At 64.1% G+C, this 17,937-nt stretch carries 18 protein-coding genes and 1 riboswitch; of the genes, 13 read left to right on the forward strand and 5 right to left on the reverse strand.

Annotated features, from left to right (window positions below; genetic code table 11):
• Nucleotides 1–2: 2 nt before the first annotated feature.
• From A5483_RS02245 to A5483_RS02255, 3 genes are read right to left on the reverse strand one after another with little or no spacing between them, the layout of a single operon-like run.
• Nucleotides 3–698 (reverse strand): ABC transporter permease, encoded by a 696-nt coding sequence (locus A5483_RS02245; RefSeq protein ID WP_002549580.1) that lies wholly within the window; start codon nt 696–698, stop codon nt 3–5.
• Entirely contained in the window at nt 695–1,342 is a 648-nt protein-coding gene (locus A5483_RS02250; RefSeq protein ID WP_002549515.1) for an ABC transporter permease, read from the reverse strand. Before A5483_RS02250 ends, A5483_RS02245 begins: the two co-directional genes overlap by 4 nt.
• Nucleotides 1,339–2,175 (reverse strand): ABC transporter ATP-binding protein, encoded by an 837-nt coding sequence (locus tag A5483_RS02255; protein WP_063810868.1) that lies wholly within the window; start codon nt 2,173–2,175, stop codon nt 1,339–1,341. The genes A5483_RS02250 and A5483_RS02255 overlap by 4 nt, the downstream gene beginning before the upstream one ends.
• 119 nt (nt 2,176–2,294) lie before the next feature.
• Here A5483_RS02255 and A5483_RS02260 point away from each other — a divergent pair, with 119 nt between their 5' ends.
• Nucleotides 2,295–3,125 (forward strand): DedA family protein, encoded by an 831-nt coding sequence (locus tag A5483_RS02260; protein ID WP_042842942.1) that lies wholly within the window; start codon nt 2,295–2,297, stop codon nt 3,123–3,125.
• Nucleotides 3,126–3,149: 24 nt separating this feature from the next.
• Complete coding sequence (locus A5483_RS02265) at nt 3,150–3,512, forward strand: DUF488 domain-containing protein (protein ID WP_063810869.1); 363 nt, start codon at nt 3,150–3,152, stop codon at nt 3,510–3,512.
• Nucleotides 3,513–3,542: 30 nt separating this feature from the next.
• Here A5483_RS02265 and A5483_RS02270 read toward each other — a convergent pair whose 3' ends face one another.
• Nucleotides 3,543–4,052 carry an O-acetyl-ADP-ribose deacetylase gene (locus A5483_RS02270; protein ID WP_063810870.1) on the reverse strand — a complete coding sequence of 170 codons (510 nt, stop codon included), beginning with the start codon at nt 4,050–4,052 and terminating at the stop codon, nt 3,543–3,545.
• Between the two features lie 117 nt (nt 4,053–4,169).
• Between A5483_RS02270 and A5483_RS02275 the strand changes: the two genes are divergently transcribed.
• The gene (locus A5483_RS02275) at nt 4,170–5,186 is read left to right on the forward strand and encodes an NADP-dependent oxidoreductase (protein ID WP_063810871.1); all 1,017 of its coding nucleotides are present in this window, start codon (nt 4,170–4,172) and stop codon (nt 5,184–5,186) included.
• Between the two features lie 19 nt (nt 5,187–5,205).
• Here the strand turns inward: A5483_RS02275 and A5483_RS02280 are convergent, their stop codons facing one another.
• Complete coding sequence (locus A5483_RS02280; RefSeq protein WP_002549555.1) at nt 5,206–5,793, reverse strand: histidine phosphatase family protein; 588 nt, start codon at nt 5,791–5,793, stop codon at nt 5,206–5,208.
• Between the two features lie 92 nt (nt 5,794–5,885).
• Between A5483_RS02280 and A5483_RS02285 the strand changes: the two genes are divergently transcribed.
• From A5483_RS02285 to A5483_RS02330, 10 genes are all read left to right on the forward strand, one after another.
• Nucleotides 5,886–6,809: an ABC transporter ATP-binding protein gene (locus A5483_RS02285; RefSeq protein ID WP_063810872.1), complete on the forward strand. Its 924-nt coding sequence runs from the start codon at nt 5,886–5,888 to the stop codon at nt 6,807–6,809.
• Nucleotides 6,806–7,558, forward strand: a complete 753-nt coding sequence (locus A5483_RS02290) for an ABC transporter permease (RefSeq protein ID WP_063810873.1) — start codon at nt 6,806–6,808, stop codon at nt 7,556–7,558. The genes A5483_RS02285 and A5483_RS02290 overlap by 4 nt, the downstream gene beginning before the upstream one ends.
• A gap of 27 nt (nt 7,559–7,585) precedes the next feature.
• On the forward strand, nt 7,586–8,692 hold the full coding sequence (locus A5483_RS02295; RefSeq protein ID WP_063810874.1) for a sensor histidine kinase: 1,107 nt from the start codon (nt 7,586–7,588) through the stop codon (nt 8,690–8,692).
• Nucleotides 8,689–9,300 (forward strand): response regulator transcription factor, encoded by a 612-nt coding sequence (locus A5483_RS02300; protein ID WP_002549688.1) that lies wholly within the window; start codon nt 8,689–8,691, stop codon nt 9,298–9,300. The genes A5483_RS02295 and A5483_RS02300 overlap by 4 nt, the downstream gene beginning before the upstream one ends.
• Nucleotides 9,301–9,624: 324 nt before the next feature.
• Nucleotides 9,625–10,653 (forward strand): adenosylcobinamide-phosphate synthase CbiB, encoded by a 1,029-nt coding sequence (cbiB, locus tag A5483_RS02305; RefSeq protein ID WP_016667029.1) that lies wholly within the window; start codon nt 9,625–9,627, stop codon nt 10,651–10,653.
• Nucleotides 10,653–12,113: a cobyric acid synthase gene (locus tag A5483_RS02310; RefSeq protein WP_002549709.1), complete on the forward strand. Its 1,461-nt coding sequence runs from the start codon at nt 10,653–10,655 to the stop codon at nt 12,111–12,113. The genes cbiB and A5483_RS02310 overlap by 1 nt, the downstream gene beginning before the upstream one ends.
• A 16-nt stretch (nt 12,114–12,129) precedes the next feature.
• Nucleotides 12,130–12,357: riboswitch (cobalamin riboswitch) on the forward strand.
• Nucleotides 12,344–13,072, forward strand: a complete 729-nt coding sequence (gene cobI / locus A5483_RS02315; RefSeq protein WP_420911585.1) for a precorrin-2 C(20)-methyltransferase — start codon at nt 12,344–12,346, stop codon at nt 13,070–13,072. Its footprint overlaps the riboswitch before it by 14 nt.
• The gene (cobM, locus tag A5483_RS02320) at nt 13,069–14,040 is read left to right on the forward strand and encodes a precorrin-4 C(11)-methyltransferase (RefSeq protein WP_063810876.1); all 972 of its coding nucleotides are present in this window, start codon (nt 13,069–13,071) and stop codon (nt 14,038–14,040) included. Before cobI ends, cobM begins: the two co-directional genes overlap by 4 nt.
• On the forward strand, nt 14,037–16,613 hold the full coding sequence (gene cobJ, locus A5483_RS02325; RefSeq protein ID WP_063810877.1) for a precorrin-3B C(17)-methyltransferase: 2,577 nt from the start codon (nt 14,037–14,039) through the stop codon (nt 16,611–16,613). Before cobM ends, cobJ begins: the two co-directional genes overlap by 4 nt.
• Nucleotides 16,610–17,881, forward strand: coding sequence for a CbiX/SirB N-terminal domain-containing protein (locus A5483_RS02330; RefSeq protein WP_002549546.1), 1,272 nt, complete (start codon nt 16,610–16,612; stop codon nt 17,879–17,881). Before cobJ ends, A5483_RS02330 begins: the two co-directional genes overlap by 4 nt.
• The last annotated feature ends 56 nt before the right edge of the window (nt 17,882–17,937 follow it).

Below are 17,937 nucleotides of genomic sequence, written 5' to 3' on the forward strand. Positions count from 1 at the left end.
GATCACTGCGGGGTAAGGGCCAAGGCGTGTCTGACACCCGGGCCAGTGAGTAAGCGGGTAGCGAGGGAGAGCAGCCCGTCAACTATCAGGGCCAGCACGATGATGACGATGGAACCGGCGAGCATCTGCGGGTAGTCGGAGACCGCGAGCCCGTCAAGGATGAAACGGCCGAGGCCTCCCATACCCACATACGAGCAGATCGTCGTCGTCGCGATCACCTGCAAGGCGGCCGATCTCAGCCCGCCCAACAGGAGGGGAGTGGCTAGTGGCAACTCGACGCGGCCTAGAACCTGCATTTCTGTCATGCCGCAGGCTCGAGCGCCGTCGGCTACCTCGTCGTCAACGGCCTCTACACCGGCGTAACTACCGGCCAGCAAGGGCGGAATTGCCAGGATGGCTAGCACGATGGTGGAGGGTACGACGGGATTCTTGATTCCGATCGTCGTCGAGATCGTTAGCAACGTGAGCAGCCCGAGAGAGGGCAGAGCACGCAAAGCTCCAGAACATGCCACCGCAACGGTCTTTCCGCGGCCAGTATGACCGATGGCTAGCCCGGCGGGAGTAGCGATGATGGCGGCGACGGCGAGTGCCAGCAAGGTGTACCAGAGGTGCTCGCCAATGCGGACCCCGATAGAGCCGGAACCGGTCCAATGGGAGGAGGCCGTTAGCCAGGCCAGAGCAGCTGCGATCTGGTTCATGTCGTTGCTGCTGTCTGCCACGGTGTCAGGAGCCGACCGACACAGACGATGACGAGGTCGAAGACGATTGCCAGTACGAGGGTCCCGATGATCCCTACCCAGATCTCGGTAGGGAAGGAGCGCTGGTAGCCGTCGGTGAAAAAGTAGCCCAGCGAGGGGACGCCGACGAGAGCTCCAACGCTGACTAAGGACAAGGTGGATGCCGAAACTACCCGCATTCCGGCAACGAGGGCCGGGACGGCGAGCGGGAGGGCAACCCGCCAGAACACCTGGGACTTCGAATGACCCATGGCGACGGCTTCACGGCGTACCGCTCGTCCCACCGAATCGAAGGCATCAGTGGCGGTGCGTACCAGCAGCGCGATGCCGTATAGGGTCAGCGCGACGACGACGTTGATCGGATCAAGGATTTTTGTTCCGAGGATGAGCGGCAAGAGGACGAACAGTGGCAGAGATGGGAGGGCGAAGAGGATCGATGCGCTTGGCACAAGAATGCGCCTGGCGGTTCGCGAGCGGTGCGCCCACCATCCCAGCGGGACCGACAACAGCAAGCTCACTAGTACAGGAGTGACGCCTAGCATCGCGTGGTGGCTAGTCAGTTGCCATATCTGATCCCAGTTCTCGCTAATCCATCGGGTGTTCACGAACTCTCCTGGACGGTTGTGGACGTCTGATCGGCGAAACGTCCTACGAGTCGACCACCGGCGTCAACGATGGTCGGATAGTCGTCATGGCGCTCCATGTGAAGGTTTCGGCGATCACCGCCGATGAAGGAGGAGACGAAGTCGTCAACCGGGTGGAGGAGAATATCGTCGGGTCGTCCTCGTTGCGCGACCTGGGCTCCCCGCCGCAAGACGAGAACCTCGTCGCCGAGCAGGAATGCCTCGTCAACGTCATGGGTGACGAACACGATCGTCTTCGCTAGATCCGCCTGGATTTGTAGCAGGCCCTGCTGCAAATCGGCCCGCACAACCGGATCGACAGCGCCGAACGGCTCGTCCATGAGGAGGATGTTGGGGTTGGCGGCCAGGGCGCGTGCTACCCCGACCCGTTGCCGCTGCCCGCCTGATAGCTGGGCGGGGTATCGACGGGCCAGGGAAGAATCTAAGCCGACCCGTTCGAGTAAGTCCATCGCCCGGGTGCGGGCAGTAGCTCGGGGAACCCCCGAGAGGAGAGGCACAGTGGCAATGTTGTCGACAACAGTGTGATGAGGGAGTAACCCGCCCGATTGCATGACATATCCGATCTGACGGCGCAACGTGACCGGATTGACGGTGGCGACATCGGTGTCATCGATGAGTATTCGTCCCTCAGATGGATCAACCATCCGGTTGACCATTCGCAGCAGGGTTGTCTTGCCACACCCCGAAGACCCCAGGAGGACCACTAGGTGGTGTGATTCCACTCTCAGATTGAAGTTGTCGACGGCGACTGTTCCGTCATCGAAACGCTTGCTGACGTGGTCGAAACGGATCATGTGGTCCTTCCTCGCCCGGCGGGGTTCGCGTGTGCTGGGTGAAGCGAGTTACTACGCTAGCGCTGAGACAGTGCTGTGAGCAGGGTGTTTCCCCCTCGGCAGATATTGCCGATGCCGGGTTGTCACCGGTTCTGGGTATCCTCAACGGCGTGCAGGACGAGATGAGCACTGCGGTGGCAGGTGAAAAGGATTCCTTCGCCGTTGCCGCTACTTCCCTGGCTGTGGCTGAAGATGAACTGGCGCGATCTTCCGCCGGAACTGACTCCGCAGTAGAGGAGGAGTGGTGGAAAGCCGAGGGCATGCCGTGGAACCACAAGCCGGGTCGCTCTGACTATTGGTGCATGGGGTGGATCGGGTTCCTTGGCATTTTCTCCTTGGTGATGCTCCCATTGCGCGGTTGGCTGCTCGGCCTTGATCCGCCCATCCTCATGGGGTTAACCGGGTCTCGTACCGGCGCTGCCGCAACCGGGGCGCTGGCATCAGTGGGGCAGGCTCCGTACTGGTTTTTGTGGCTGTTGCTGGGCTCGATCATGTCGATCAAACTCGACTGGGTCTACTGGTGGGCTGGAAAGCTGTGGGGCCGGGGCATGATTGAGGTCTGGGCTGGACGATCCGAGCGGGCGCGTCGCAAGTATGACCAGGCGGAGAAGTGGGCCCGCAAACTTGGCTGGCTGGGAGTGCTCGTCGCCTACGTGCCGATCCCCCTTCCGATCATGCCGGTTGTCTTCGTCTTGACGGGGGCATCCGGAATGAAGGTGAGGTGGTTTGTTGCCCTGGACTTCATCGCTGCAACGATCTGGAATCTCGGCTATTTGGGGCTGGGATGGGGCATTGGCGACCCCATCGTCGGAGCGCTGAAGTACTACGCCAAGATCGCTAACTGGGTGGCCATCGCCCTCCTCATCGTCATCTTGGTGCCCATCTTCTTCAAGAAGAAGCAGAAGGCTTAATCCCCGCGTGACACAGTTGAGGTCATGACGACCTTCCATGCAGTAAATATTCGTGACGACCTCAAAGAGGGCCCTGCCCAGGGGTACCGGGTCTTGGTTGATCGGATGTGGCCGCGAGGAGTCAAGAAGGATGACGCTGCCCTGGACGAACGGCGTACCGATTTGGCCCCGTCCGCCGATCTGCGCACGTGGTGGAACCACGATCCTGAGCGCTTCGATGAGTTCGCAGGTCGCTATGAGGCTGAGCTTGACGAGTCCGGTGCGGCGAAGAAATTCCTGGCCGAATGTGCCGAGCGTGACGAGGTGATCTTGCTCTATGGTGCCGGCGATCGCGAAGTCAATCACGCCGTTGTGCTAGAACGTATTCTTACTGAGCTGGCCAGCTGAATTGTCCGTGCCTTCGTCCGAATACCCGGATCACTCGAGGGCAGCTCGATAACCTGCTTCGGCCTCGGCATTGAACGCAACAAGGTAGATCATCTCTACCTTGGTGCCAGTGTGGCGGCAGGTCTCGACGGCGATCCTGGTGGCCTCGTCCATCGGGTAGCCATAGACCCCGGCAGAGATGGTCGGAAAAGCGATTGTTCGTGCGCCGATCTCGTCGGCGACCTGCAGGGAAGTCCGGTAGCAGGAGGCGAGTTGATCAGACTTGTCGATGGTTTTGGCCCATACCGGGCCGACGGTGTGGATGACCCACTTCGCGGGCATCTTCCCGGCAGTGGTGGCCACCGACTGACCGGTGGGTAGACCGTCGGGCAGCGTGGTCTGGCGTAGCTTCCGGCAGGCAGCCGACAGCTCCGGCCCGGCAGCCCGGTGGATGGCCCCATCAACCCCGCCGCCACCGGCCAGTTGACGATTTGCTGCGTTGACGACAGCCTCGACGTCGAGGGTGGTGATGTCTGCTCGGAGGATCGTAATGCCGGCCATAGCCCCTATTGTGCATGACCCACGATCACCCTCCGCGGAATCGTCTGGTGCGATCGTGCCGCTCGCGCAAAGGTTAGCTAGGAAAGCTGTATCGGTGTCGAGAAGAGGAGTACTTCCATGAACACCACACGTCCCACGACCACCCGTGCCGTCCACCTGGCCTCCCGTCCAGACGGCGTACCGACCCAGGACAACTTCCGTATCGAGGAGATCAGCCTCCCTGAGCTGTCCGACGGCCAAATCCTAGTTGCCAATGACGTCATGTCTGTGGATCCGTACATGCGCGGTCGGATGAATGACGTCAAGTCCTATGTGCCGCCCTTCCAAATTGACCAGCCCCTCGACGGGGGTGTCGTCGGGACCGTCATCGAGTCGCGTAGCGAGGGGGTTCCGGAAGGTAGCCACGTCGTTCACCAGCTCGGGTGGAGAGAGCATGCCGTCCTCAACGCCGATGATGCCCGCATCATTGACACCGACATTGCCCCTGCGTCCGCATATCTAAGTGTGCTGGGAATGACGGGGCTCACCGCTTACGCTGGCTTGACTCGTGCTGCCGAAATGAAGGCCGGTGACGTCGTCTTTGTCTCCGGGGCCGCCGGAGCCGTCGGATCGATGGTCGGTCAGCTGGCGCGGCTGCTTGGTGCCTCGCGGGTCATTGGTTCGGCAGGCACCGACGCTAAAGTTGCCCGGTTGCGCGACCTCGGTTTCGACGCCGCTTTCAACTATCACGATGGGCCAGCCACGAAATTGCTCGGCCAGGCTGCACCTGACGGCATTGACGTCTACTACGACAACGTCGGGGGAGACCACCTGGAGGCCGCCATCAACCACCTCAACACCGATGGTCGCGTGGCCATGTGTGGGGCGATCTCCCAGTACAACTCCGTCGAGCCGCCGTGTGCCCCGCGCAATCTGGGGCTGGCCATCGGCAAGCGGCTGACGCTGCGGGGTTTCGTCATCGCCAAGTACGCCGAGGAAGTCCGTCCGGAGTTCCAGCAGAAGATGGCCCAGTGGTTGGCCAACGACGAGATCCACTGGGACGAGACCTACCGGGATGGCCTCGACGCGGCACCCAAGGCCTTCATCGACATGCTCGAGGGTGCCAACACCGGGAAGATGCTCGTGAGACTGTGAGATTCCCCGGCACGGAATCTCACAGGTCCGGAAGGCTCTCCACCAGCTCGTGCAGGTCGATATCCCGGTACATGACGATCCCATTCGTCAGCGCGAGGGAGTAGTCGCAGTCACGGTGGGTGCCTCCGGACAGGGCCGACAGCATGACGCGCAGGGTGTCCCCGTGACTGACCATGACGACGGCCTCGGGGGGATTCTGGGCAAGCTCGTCCAACAGATCGCGACAGCGTCGCCAGACGTCGAGAAGTGACTCCCCGCCACCCCAGCCGACCTCGGCAATGTCGGCATCCTCGGGGATCGGCATCTCGTGCAGTTCACTGGACAGCTTGCCCTCCATGTCACCCAAGTACTGCTCCCGCAGCCGGGCGTCAGCCTGAGGTGTCGACCCGATCGCGCAACCCACACGTTGAGCGGTCTGCAGGGCACGTTTCTGGTCCGAACTCAGCAGTGCGGTGTGACGAGGCACCAATACGGCGACCTTCCGTCCGGCCTCACCGGCCTGACGATGGCCTCTCCTGGTCAGGGGGACCTCCATCGTCTGTCCCTGGACGCGGTGCTCCAGGTTCCAGGTGGACTGGCCGTGGCGTACCAGGACGATTCGAGTCATTGCCGTAGCCTAACCCCCCATGACGAATGTCATGGCGAAGTCGTGACGCCGGACCATGGGCGGAACCACGCCTGGTGGGGTGTCATGGAGGCATGAACGAAACAGCGGTGGTCGTCGAGGATCTCGTCAAGGCCTTCCCTGCCAAGGGAGGACACCTGACGGCCGTCGACCACATCAATTTCACCATCAAGCAAGGGGAGGTTGTCGCCTTCCTCGGCCCCAACGGCGCCGGCAAGACGACAACCATCGACATGTTGTTGGGGATCACCGACCCGACCTCCGGCCGAGTCGAGTTGATGGGCCGGAACGCCGAGGAGGGGGCCCGATTCGGCCGGGTCTCGGCGGTACAACAGACCCGTGGCCTGCTCGACAACTTCACTGTCCACGAGACCCTGCGAGTCATCGGATCGACCTTCAAGCTCCCGCGCTCCCGGATCGATGAGCAGATGCGGGTCTGGGAGCTGGAGGATTTCGCCTCCCGGAAGGTCGGAAAGTGTTCAGGCGGTCAGCAACAGCGGTTGCGCTTCGCCCTGGCGATGCTGCCCGATCCGGATCTCCTGGTTCTGGACGAGCCGACGATGGGTCTCGACGTCGATGGACGGCGTCACTTCTGGGCCCAGATGCACAAGGCCGCTGACGACGGCCGCACCATCATCTTCGCCACCCACTACATTGCCGAGGCGGACGAGTTCGCCGACCGGGTCATCCTCATCAACCACGGCCGCATCATCGCAGACGGACCGATCGCCGAGATCCGTGCGTCGGTCTCCGGTTCGACGGTGACCGTCGTCTGGCCCGACGTGGATCCCGCGACCCTCGATCGCCTGCCCTACGTCAACCACTACGACATCAAGTCCGACACCGTCACCTTCACCACCGACGACTCCGACGAGTTGGTGCGCCATTTGCTCAACCACACCGAGGCCCACGACGTGCTGGTCGCCCGCACCACTCTGGAGGACGCATTCCTCTCACTCACCAGCGAGAGCATCGACCGGGCGGAGAGTGCCTCATGAACATCACCTACTCCCTTCTCGACATCCGGCGGATGGTTCGCACCCCGTCGATCATCATCTTCGCCTTCGTCATGCCGGTCGCGATGTACGTGCTCTTCGGTGCAATCCAGGACTACGGCACCATCCTGGTGGCACATGGAAACGTCAATGCCGCGGTGATGGCGTCGATGGCCCTCTATGGCACTGCCACCGCCGCCTCAGGTCTGGGGTCGTCGTCGGCTCTGGAGCAACAGGCGGGATGGGGACGGCAGCTGGCGACCACCCCGATGACCCAGTGGAACTACCTCGTCACCAAGATCGTCTCGATCCAGGTCGTCGCGGCCGTGCCGGTGGCCCTCGTGCTGCTCGTCGGCGCCCTCTCGGGTGCGCGTATCGACGGCATCGGATGGCTGTGGACCTTCCTCCTGGCATGGGTGTGCTGCGTTCCCTACACCATCTTCGGTCTTGGAATGGCGATACTCATCCGCAACGAGAACGCTGCCTCCCTGGTGTCCTTCTTCGTGCTGGCCTTCGCTTTTCTCGGCAATGTCTTCATGCCCTTGGGCGGGTTCATGCTCAAGCTCTCCCGCTTCACCCCGCTGTGGGGTGTTAACCTGCTGCCGCGGTGGCCGATCATGGGAGGATACGAGATGACGACCCAGGGGCCGGTCGAGGTCGACCTCTTCCGTGCCATCATCAGCGCAGTGGCGTGGGCTGTTGTCTTCGTCGTGTTGGCATGGCTGGTCTCCCGCCGTCACAGGGACTGCTGAGAGGCCAGTTGGGAGGAGAACAGGCCGATGCGCAAACGCTCCAGACGCTCGCTGTCGATATGGGGCGCGCGCGGGACGCAGACCTTGTACGCCGGGATTTGGACGATCTTCCTTGCCTATCCCATCGAGCACATAGCTGCCAACCCCGAGCTCGTGAGGTCCCAGCGGGTCACCGGGTTCGTCCTCATCGGCCTCTTCGTGCTGGTCTACCTGTTCGGATTCTGGCTGGGGGTCGACACGCTGGAGACCTGGCTCTCGCGACGTTGGATGCCTCGCTGGCCTTGGGCATTTCTGGCCGTAATATGTCTGCTCAACGGCGGGGTGGCCCTCGTTGATCCGCCGGCGGCCGTCGAGATGTTCGCCTTTCCGTTGGCCTTCACCCTCTTCCTAATGTCGACATCCGCAGTCCTGATGGTCCTCGTGCTCGAGGTCGCCGCGCTGTTGGTGGCCCGGATCGTCGACGACCAGCGACAGTGGTGGCTCATCGGACTGCCGTCAATGGCCATGATTCTGCTGGCCGGATGCATCAGGCGGGTGTGGCGCAACAACCGACTCGAGCAGAACAAGCAGCACAAGATCGAGGCCACCTATGCCGAGCGGGAGAGGATCGCCTCCGACGTCCATGACCTTCTCGGCCAGAGCCTGACGGTGATCTCCATGAAAGCCGAACTCATCGGCAAACTCATCGACATCAACCCGGAGGCTGCCAAGGAACAGGCAGCGGACACGCACAACCTGACTCGCGAGGCCCTGGCGCAGGTTCGAGGCCTGGTCAGTGACCTCAACGAGGCTGACCTGGACTCCCAACTCGCCACCGCGGCGACAGCCCTGACGACAGCTGGCATCTCCCTTCGGGTCCGCGACGAGCGGACCGGTGAGTCCGACCATGACGCCGTGTGGGGATGGGTGGTGCGTGAGGCCGTCACCAACATCATCCGCCACTCTCAGGCCAGGTGCTGTTGGATCGATCTGTCCGACGACCGGATGTGCATCATCGATGACGGCATCGGTGTCGGCGACGCCGAGGAAGGTTCCGGTCGGGCGGGGATGAGGCGTCGGGTCGAGGGCGTCGGTGGGCAGCTGGACATCGGTTCGGGGGACAATGGTCGGGGAACCAAGGTGGTGGTGTTATGACCGACGAGTCGATCAAACTCGTTCTCGCCGATGATCAGGCCTTGGTACGCGGTGCCCTTGTCGCTCTGCTCTCCCTGGAACCCGACATCGAGGTGGTCGGCCAGTGCAGTCGTGGCGACGAGGTCGTCCTGACGGTTGAGAAGACCCGTCCCGATGTGCTGCTGCTCGACATCGAGATGCCCGGAATGGACGGCATCGAGGTGGCGGACCGCTTGGCTGGGGCTGACGTCAAGATTCTCATCGTTACCACCTTCGGACGCCCTGGGTACCTGCGCCGGGCGATGGATGCCGGGGCGGCGGGATTCGTCGTCAAGGACACCCCGGCCTCCGAACTGGCCCAGGCAGTGCGCAAGGTTCATCAGGGAGGCCGCGTCATCGACCCATCCTTGGCCGCAGAGTCCCTGCTGGAGGGGTACAACCCGTTGACGGAGAGGGAGCGAGGTGTGTTGCGGGAGGCGGAGTCGGGGGAGCCGATCGCCGTCATCGCGAGGAAGCTCTCCCTGTCGACCGGAACGGTCCGTAACCACGTGTCCTCAGCGATCGCGAAGACCAACAGCGTCAATCGGGCCCAGGCAGTTGCCGAGGCCAGGAGACGCGGCTGGTTGTGAAGGCGGAAGTGCTCCCAGCTTTTGGAACCACCGATTGTCCAGGTTTGTGTCAGGCAGTTCAAGGAGGCACCGTGAAAGCGCCCGACACCCACTCCCCGCGTCGAACCAACACCAAACCTCTGATTCGTGGCTGCTCGTGTGGTGCGGTCCCGGTGCCCGTCACCACATGCCGTCAACCCAGAGCCCGCATGAGGTGTCGGTCGGCTCCTGCTGGATTAGGCCGCACTGGTCAGTCCTTTCGTGGGGCGGGGTACCAATCCCTCTGGACCCTTCATCAGCGACTCCTCTCCTCATCAGTCCGGGCCGCTGCTCTAGGGTGTGGGCATGCTGTGTCATCGTGACCGTCGTCGTGGGCTCGGGTTGGCCGCCCGGGCAGTGGGGCTGGGAGTAGGTGTCGTCGCCGATCGGTTGTTCGGTGATCCGCAGGAACACCACCCGGTGGCGGTCTTTGGCAATGCCGCCGCTGCCCTCGAGAAGCGTGACTGGGCCGACTCCGTCGCGCGTGGCGGTGCTCATGTGGCTGCATGTCTCGTCCCTCTGGCCCTGTTGGGGGCAGGGGTCGAGAAGGTCACCGCGAAACACCCGATGCTGCGCGTGATCACGACGGCTGCGACGACCTGGGCGGTCATCGGGGCGACCTCGCTGGCCGACGAAGGTCAGCGAATGTACGTCCGGCTCGACGAGGACGACCTGGCCGGGGCCCGCGAGCAGCTGTCCCACCTGTGCTCCCGTGACGCCGACCAGCTCGACGAGCCGGAACTGGCTCGGGCGACCGTGGAGTCCATGGCCGAGAACACCGCCGACGCCGCCGTGGCATCCCTGTGGTGGGGAGCCGTGGCCGGAGTACCGGGAATGCTGGTACATCGAGGGGCGAACACTCTCGATGCCATGATCGGACACCACAACGAGCGTTACGAGAACTTCGGCAAGGTTGCCGCCCACCTTGACGATCTGCTGGATCTCCCTGCCGCCCGGCTGACCGGACTGTTCGCCTGCCTGCTGGCGCCCACCGTCGGGGGAGACCGGCGTCGGGCAGTGCAGATCATGATGCGTGATCATGGTCATCACCCCAGTCCGAACGGGGGATGGTGCGAGTCGGCCTGGGCGGGTGCCCTCGGGGTGCAACTGGGCGGACGCAATGTCTACTACGGCAATCGTCACGAGGATCGCCCCCTACTGGGAGACGGCGCACGCCCGGACGGTCGGAAGGTCGCGGACGCTGCCGACCTCGTCACCGGGGTCACCGGGATGGCGACGGCTGCCGCCTGCCTCGGCGTAGCGGCCATCGCCCACCTCAGGTTCTACGGCGGCATCCTGCCTCGTCGTTACGACTCGAGCGCGAAGGAGAAGTGATGAGTGGAATCCTCGTCGCCGGAACGTCTTCTGACGCCGGGAAGTCGCTGGTCGTCACCGCCCTCTGCCGGGCCGCGTGGCGTCGCGGGATCGACGTCGTTCCCTACAAGGCCCAGAACATGTCGAACAATTCGATGGTCTGCCCCGACGGGTCCGAGATCGGCCGGGCGCAGTACCTGCAGGCCAGCGCCGCCAGGGTGACTCCGGAATCAGCCATGAATCCGGTGCTGCTCAAACCTGGCACCGATCGTCGCTCCTTCATCGTGCTGCGTGGCACGCCGGGAGGCGTGCTGGAAGCGGGACAGTACGCCACCGGACGACGTCACCTCGCGGAAGCCGCATGGGCCGCCTACGACGAGCTCTCCGCCGCCCACGACATGGTCATCTGCGAGGGTGCGGGCTCCCCGGCCGAGATCAACCTGCGTGCCGGTGATTACACGAACATGGGACTGGCAAGGGAGAAGAGCCTGCCGGTGGTGCTCGTCGGGGACATTGACCGTGGCGGAGTGCTCGCCAGCCTCTTCGGCACCTGGGCGCTGCTCGACGACGCGGACCGTTCCCTGCTGGCCGGGTACGTCATCAACAAATTCCGCGGTGATGAGTCCGTTCTCGCTCCTGGTCTGGAAGAGATCACTCGTCGCACCGGAATGCCGAGTTTTGGGGTGCTGCCCTGGGTCCCCGAGGTGTGGCTCGACGGTGAGGATGCGTTGGAGGTGGGACGCTGGCGTCACGACGGGAACTCCGTTTCCACCGACGATCTGCGGGTTGCCGTCGTCCGGCTGCCGAGAATCTCCAACGCCACCGATGTCGACGCCATGGCCGCCGAGGCCGGGGTCGACGTCCAGGTGACGACCAACCCCAACACCTGCGAACTGGCCGACGTGCTCGTCCTGCCCGGATCGCGGTCCACCGTGCGTGATCTGGAGTGGCTGAGGTCCACCGGAATCGCTGAGGTCGTGGCCCGCCGTGCCCGTCAAGGTCGCACTGTGCTGGGCATTTGTGGCGGCTACCAGATGCTCACCCGCCTCATCCTCGACCCCGAGGGTCAGGAATCGCCGACCGAGCGAACCGAGGGACTCGGGCTACTGCCGGTCGAGGTGACCTTCGGTGCCGACAAGACCCTGGCCATCCCGAGCGGATCCTGGCGGGGGATCGAGGTCGGCGGCTACGAGATCCATCACGGCCGAATGGATGTCGACCTGTCGGCGGGGGAGCCCTTCCTCGACGGAGTCCGCGTCGGAAGTGTCTGGGGGACGATGTGGCATGGTGCCTTCGAATGTGACGATTTCCGGCGCGCCTGGCTGGCCGAGGCTGCCGAGCATGCCGGATCGGCGTGGCGCCCGGTGGAGGGTGCCATCGGGTATGGGCAGCGCCGCGAGCAGATGATCGACGTGCTGGCCGACGCCGTTGAGGAGCATCTCGGTCTTGACCGTCTGTTCTCCCTGGCAGGCGGGAGCTGACCCCGGCCGTGTCATGGTGTGGTGCCACGATGTGGGAGGATCGATACAACGACCGATCTCGAGGAAGCCGGTGCGAGTCCGGCGCGGTCCCGCCACTGTGACCATCGCCGCGGTGATGGCAGCCAGACACTCGAACGGTTCGTTGCGCACGTCATCGGGCGAGGACACCTGAGGAGGCCGTCATGAGCTATGCCCCTGTACATCCTGACCACAAGTCGGGACGAACCCTCATCGGGGTCGGAGTGGGGCCGGGTGACCCAGAGCTGGTCACCCTGAGAACCGTGCGCATCCTGCGCGAGGCTGATGTCATCCTCGTGCCCTACACCGAGGCCACCACCGACGGGCCCGGACGTGCCGAGACCATCATCACTGCCGTCGCCCCGGAGATCGTCGAGCGCATCAAGCGCATCCCCTTCTCCATGCGGGAGAGGTCTGGTGTCGGCGAGAAGCGCAGGGCCTCCTGGCAGGCATCCGCCGATGCGGCGATCACGGCCTTCGACGAAGGGGCTCGCACTGTTGCCCTGGCCACCGTCGGCGATCCGACGGTCTTTTCCACCTTCACCTACCTGCGCGCCAACGTCGAGGAGAGACTCCCCGACGTCAGCGTCGAGCTGAGCCCAGGTATCACCGCCATGCAGGCCCTGTCGGCGGCGTCCGGGCGCCCGCTGGTGGAGGGCAAGGAGGTCCTGGCCCTCGTCCCCGCCACCGTCGGGATGGAAAAACTTGGCCAGGTCCTCGACCTCGTCGACTCAGTGGCGATTTACAAGGGGGGACGCAAACTCCCAGACGTTGTCGAGCAGCTGCGGCAGCGGGATCGTCAGGCTGTCATCGGCACCGACGTCACGCTGGAGTCCGAGCAGATCGTCACCCTCGGTGAGGTCGCTGATACTCAGGCTCTGCCGTACTTCTCGACCGTCCTCACCACTCCAGAGCGCACCATCACGGGAGGAAAACTGTGAACGAACCTCAAGCTGCACGACCCACTCAGCACGCCTCTGAGAGGGTCTTGGAGGATCTGGACCACAACGCCATCGAGCCGCCTCCGGTACCGTGGCGGGAGATCCCCGAGGGAGCAGGCAGGGTCGTTTTCGTCGGTGCCGGACCGGGCGCTCCGGACCTGGTGAGCCTGCGCGGAGCCCGTGTCATTGAGACCGCTGACATCATCATCTGGGCCTCCAGCCTCGTTCACCCCGACATGGTGGCCCGTCACAAGGCGGGAGCCGAGCTCATTGACTCCGCCTCCATCCCGCTGGAGGACCTCGAGCCCCTCTACACCCGCGCCCGTGACGAGGGGCTGGTGGTGGCGAGGGTCCACACCGGTGACCCGTCCATCTATGGCGCCACCGCCGAGCAGCGCGACCTGTGTCGTCGCATCGGTATCGACTTCGAGACCATCCCGGGCATCTCGGCCTTCTCGGCCGCTGCCGCCCGGATGGACGTCGAGATCACCGTCCCAGAGGTATCCCAGTCACTCGTCCTCACCCGACTGGAGGGCGGGCGGACCCCCATGCCCGACGGGGAAACCGTCGCCTCCTTCGCCCGTCACGGTGCGACAATGGCGATCTACCTTTCCGCGGCCCGTAACAAGGCTCTTCAGGATGCCCTGCTGGAGGGAGGCTACCTGCCCGAGACTCCCTGCATCATCGGGTACGCGGTCAGCTGGCCCGAGGAAATCATGTTCCGCTGCGACCTGGCCCACCTCTCGGAGACGATGCGCAACCACAAGCTGTGGAAGCACGCCGTCGTCCTCGTCGGACCGGCCCTGGCAGAGGGCCCGATCAAGACTCGCAGTCACCTCTACCACCCCGGTTTCCGTCACGAATACCGCGGAGCTGACGCCCAGGCCCGCGCTGACCTCAAGGCCCACGGCACTCGCGGCGTCTACGACCAGAACCCCACGAACTCCGACACGAAGGACAATTCATGATTCGCGTCCACGGATATCTCGGTACCATTTCCGACTCCTTGCGTCAGGAGGTCGCCGATGCTGACCTCGTCGTCGGAGGTCAGCGTCACCTTGACGCCCTCAACGTTCCCGACGAGAAGCGTCAGAAGCTCGGCCTCATCGGCCCTGCCGTCGAGCGAGTTCAGTCCCTGCCCGGCGACGCCAACGTCGTTGTCATCGCCTCCGGTGACCCGCTCTTCTTCGGTGTGGTGCGACGTATCCGCCAGGCCGGTCTCAAGGTCGAGGTCGTGACGGCCCCGACCTCCTTGCAGGCTGCTTTTGCCGCCGTGGCCCTGCCCTGGGACGACGCCCAGTTCGTCTCCTCACACTCCAAGGACATCGAGACCGCCATCCGGCTTGCCAAGATCCATCCCAAGGTGGGCGTGCTGACAGCCCCCAACCGAGGCCTGGCGGAATTGGTCGACGGGCTCGCGGGTCGCGGCAAGACCTTCGTCCTCGCTGAGAGGATCGGTGAGGAGGGCCAGCGGGTGCGTGTCCTCGACGAGGAAGCAGCCAGGGCCGTCATTGCTGACGCGGACATCCTCAGCCCCAACGTCGTGCTGGTCCTCGAGCATCATCCGGACTCCCCGGCGGCCCTGGGCATCAACCCGGAGCTGGCCGGTGACGTCAACGTCAATGCTCCCGAGGCCCCCCAGCCCGGCGTCGACACCAACCCCGACGGTTCCGACCGTGATCCGATCATCGGACAGATCATCAACTCCGACGCCGCCGCAGCCCATGCCGAGGCCATCGACCACGCCCTCAAGCGTGAGACGAAAAAGTACGTCGGGTCATCGCGCACCGGCCTGGCCGCAGCGTGGGGGGAGTGCGATCTCATCATTTCCCACCTGGCTTTGGGCGCTACCACGCGGATCATCGCCCCGCTACTTGAGTCTAAGAAAACCGACCCGGGAGTGGTTGTCGTTGACGAGGCTGGACGCTTCGCCATCCCGTTGGTGGGTGGGCACGTCGGTGGAGCCAACGAACTCTCCCGCACCATCGCCGAGGCTCTCGGCGGCACCGCCGTCGTGTCCACCGCCACCGACTCCCTCGGTGTCCCGGCCCTCGATCAGCTCGGCTGGGCCTACGAGGGTGACGTCGCCGGGGTGACCGGATCGATCATCGCCGGACGCCCGGTGCTGGTCATCCGCGAACAGCCCTGGCCGCTGCCCCCACTGCCCAAGAACGTCACCGAGGATGCTGAATCCCCGGTCGCCCGAATCATCGTCTCCGAGCGGGTCGCAGAGCGAATTCGGACTGACCATGGTGACGACCTGCCCACCGTCGTCCTGCACCCGAACTGCCTGGTCGTCGGGATGGGATGTAACAAGGGCACCGAGGTCGAACCGCTGCGAGAGCTTCTCGAGAAGACCCTCGCTGACAACGGTCTGGCTCTTGGATCGGTCACTCGTCTGGTCTCCCACGAGGTCAAGGCCGGTGAGCTCGGTCTCGTGAAGCTGGCGAATCAGCTCGGCGTCGATTACCGCACCGAGTCCGCGGAGGAGCTGGCCGCCCAGGATGTCCCGACTCCCTCCGACGTCGTCGCACGCGAGGTCGGCACACCGAGTGTCAGCGAGGCTGCCGTGCTGTGCCAGGGAGCCGAGCTGCTGGTCCACAAGACCAAGACTCCCGAGGCCACCTGCGCCGTCGGTCGCATCCCGGCTCGTGGTCACCTCTCGGTCGTCGGCCTCGGGCCCGGCTCGCGAGATCTTCTCACCCCGCGCGCCGTCGATGCCATCCGCAATGCCACCTTCATAGCGGGTTATGCCCCCTACGTCCGTCAGATCCGCGACCTGGTGCGTCCGGGTGCCACAATCCTGGCCACCAAGATGGGCACCGAGGAGGAGCGCACCCAGGCGGCCATTGACGCGACCCGCGACGGTCGCAACGTGGCTTTCGTGTGCGGCGGCGACCCGGCCATCTATGCCATGGCCTCCCCGACCCTGGAGATGGGCACCGATGGCATCGACGTCGAGATCGTTCCCGGTGTCACCGCCGAGCTCGCCATCTCGGCGATCCTCGGTGCTCCGCTGGGCCATGATCACGCCACGATCAGTCTCTCGGACCTGCACACCGACTGGGATCTCATCCTCAAGAGGGTGAGAGCGGCTGCCGAGGGGGATCTCGTCACCACCTTCTACAACCCGCGTTCACGTACCCGAACCCACCAGCTTCCCGATGCCTTGGCGATCATGGCCGAGCACCGTCCACCCACCACCCCGGTGGCCTTGGTCTCCCACGCTGAGCGTCGCCAGCAGCAAGTGATCATGTCCACCCTTGAAGAGTTCAAGCCCGAGTGGTGCGGCATGACGACTCTGGTGGTTGTTGGCTCGACGACGACCAAGTACGTCAGCTCCGGGGACGGCCGACGCCTCATGGTCACCCCGCGTGACTACCACTGGATGGACGGGCACGTCTCTGGTGAGGCTCGCAAGAACTACACCCACAAGGACCTGCCCAAGGCCGACGAGGAAACTTACCTTTCCAAGCCTCCGGTCCAGTCGACTCGCATGCCTGAGTTCACGAAGGACACCGACACAAAGGATTCGAAATGACCGATCCCCTCGCCAGTGGGACTCCACTGGTCATTGCTGCCCACGGCACTCGCGATAAGTCAGGTGTGGCTGAGTGCCGTGCCTTGGCCGAACGCATTGCCGGCAAACTACCCGGCATCCCAGTGGAACTGGGATTCGTTGAGCTCGCTGAGCCTGGCATCCCGGAGGCTGTCCGTGCTGCCGTCGCTCAGGCCCCCAAGAAGCCCGAGGAAGCTGACGGTGACGAGGAGCCGGCAGCCGCCGTTGTCGTTCCGCTGATGTTCAACACCGGCGGTCACGTCCGCGAGGACATTCCGGAGGCGATTGATGAGGGTCGAGGGGACGCTCGGGTGGTGTATTCTGCTCCGCTACTGCCGGATGTCCGGATGCGCAAGGCTCTCAGCCGCCGTCTTAGCGAGACCCTCGCCGCAGGCGAAGGACGCGAGGAGTGGCGTTCTCGCGACACCGCCGTGGTGTTGGTGGGGCGCGGTGCCCTGGTGCCGGACGCTAACGCCTCCCACTACACCTTGACGCGAATGTTTTGGGAGGAAAACGACCTGTCGCGGGTCGAGCCGGCTTTCATCCAGGTGACCCGTCCGTCGGTTCCGGAAGCCCTGTCTGCCTTAGCTGCACAGGGGGCCGACCAGATTGTCGTGCAGGGTAATTTCCTGTTCCCAGGCTTGCTGCATGTATGGATGACTGAGCAAGTGGAAGCTTGGCAGGCTAGCCACCCCGGAGTCGAGATCCGTATTGCCCCGGTGATCGGTGACTGCGATGAAGTCGCAGACGTCGTCGTTGATCGTTACCGTGAGCCCCTTGACGAAGTCGGTCTGGGGGAGGGGGCTCCGGTCTATATGTCGGGCCTGAGGCTGCAGGGGCGCAAGGTGCTGGTCGTTGGTGCTGGACACGTGGCCGAGCGTCGCGTGGTGCGGTTGTTGGAGGCTGGCGCGGACGTTCATGTGGTAGCCCCAAACTCCGGTATCCAGCTCACCCGGATGTCCCGTAAAGGACTGGTCAATCTGGAGCGGCGGGCCTTCCAGGTCGAGGACCTCGATGGGGTCTGGTTCGTCCAGGCACTCACCAACGATCCTGAGGTCAATGCCCTGGTGGCCCAGGAGGCTGACAGTCGGGGCATCTTCTGCGTGCGCGGTGACAAGGGTCGTAAGGGTAGTGCCTTTACCCCGGCCACTCAGCGGGCCGGCGGTATGACGGTCAGCGTCGTCGGTGATCGCACCCCACGTCGCTCCGCCAGACTTCGTGACGAAGTGCTGCGCGCTCTGCAGGGCTGATCCGGTCGTATGACACGTCGTGGGATTGCCCGACCGTGACGGGTGATGGTGCCTAT

This window comes from Cutibacterium namnetense (genome assembly GCF_001642025.1).
GTDB classification, from domain to species: domain Bacteria; phylum Actinomycetota; class Actinomycetes; order Propionibacteriales; family Propionibacteriaceae; genus Cutibacterium; species Cutibacterium namnetense.

Coding starts and splice junctions, on each gene's coding strand:
- A5483_RS02255 (WP_063810868.1), bottom strand. CDS start 2,175: ATGATCCGTTTCGACCACGTCAGCAAGCGTTTCGATGACGGAACAGTC.
- A5483_RS02295 (WP_063810874.1), top strand. CDS start 7,586: ATGCGCAAACGCTCCAGACGCTCGCTGTCGATATGGGGCGCGCGCGGG.
- A5483_RS02300 (WP_002549688.1), top strand. CDS start 8,689: ATGACCGACGAGTCGATCAAACTCGTTCTCGCCGATGATCAGGCCTTG.
- cobJ (WP_063810877.1), top strand. CDS start 14,037: ATGATTCGCGTCCACGGATATCTCGGTACCATTTCCGACTCCTTGCGT.
- A5483_RS02245 (WP_002549580.1), bottom strand. CDS start 698: ATGAACCAGATCGCAGCTGCTCTGGCCTGGCTAACGGCCTCCTCCCAT.
- A5483_RS02310 (WP_002549709.1), top strand. CDS start 10,653: ATGAGTGGAATCCTCGTCGCCGGAACGTCTTCTGACGCCGGGAAGTCG.
- A5483_RS02285 (WP_063810872.1), top strand. CDS start 5,886: ATGAACGAAACAGCGGTGGTCGTCGAGGATCTCGTCAAGGCCTTCCCT.
- A5483_RS02280 (WP_002549555.1), bottom strand. CDS start 5,793: ATGACTCGAATCGTCCTGGTACGCCACGGCCAGTCCACCTGGAACCTG.
- cbiB (WP_016667029.1), top strand. CDS start 9,625: ATGCTGTGTCATCGTGACCGTCGTCGTGGGCTCGGGTTGGCCGCCCGG.
- A5483_RS02330 (WP_002549546.1), top strand. CDS start 16,610: ATGACCGATCCCCTCGCCAGTGGGACTCCACTGGTCATTGCTGCCCAC.
- A5483_RS02265 (WP_063810869.1), top strand. CDS start 3,150: ATGACGACCTTCCATGCAGTAAATATTCGTGACGACCTCAAAGAGGGC.
- A5483_RS02270 (WP_063810870.1), bottom strand. CDS start 4,052: ATGGCCGGCATTACGATCCTCCGAGCAGACATCACCACCCTCGACGTC.
- A5483_RS02290 (WP_063810873.1), top strand. CDS start 6,806: ATGAACATCACCTACTCCCTTCTCGACATCCGGCGGATGGTTCGCACC.
- A5483_RS02275 (WP_063810871.1), top strand. CDS start 4,170: ATGAACACCACACGTCCCACGACCACCCGTGCCGTCCACCTGGCCTCC.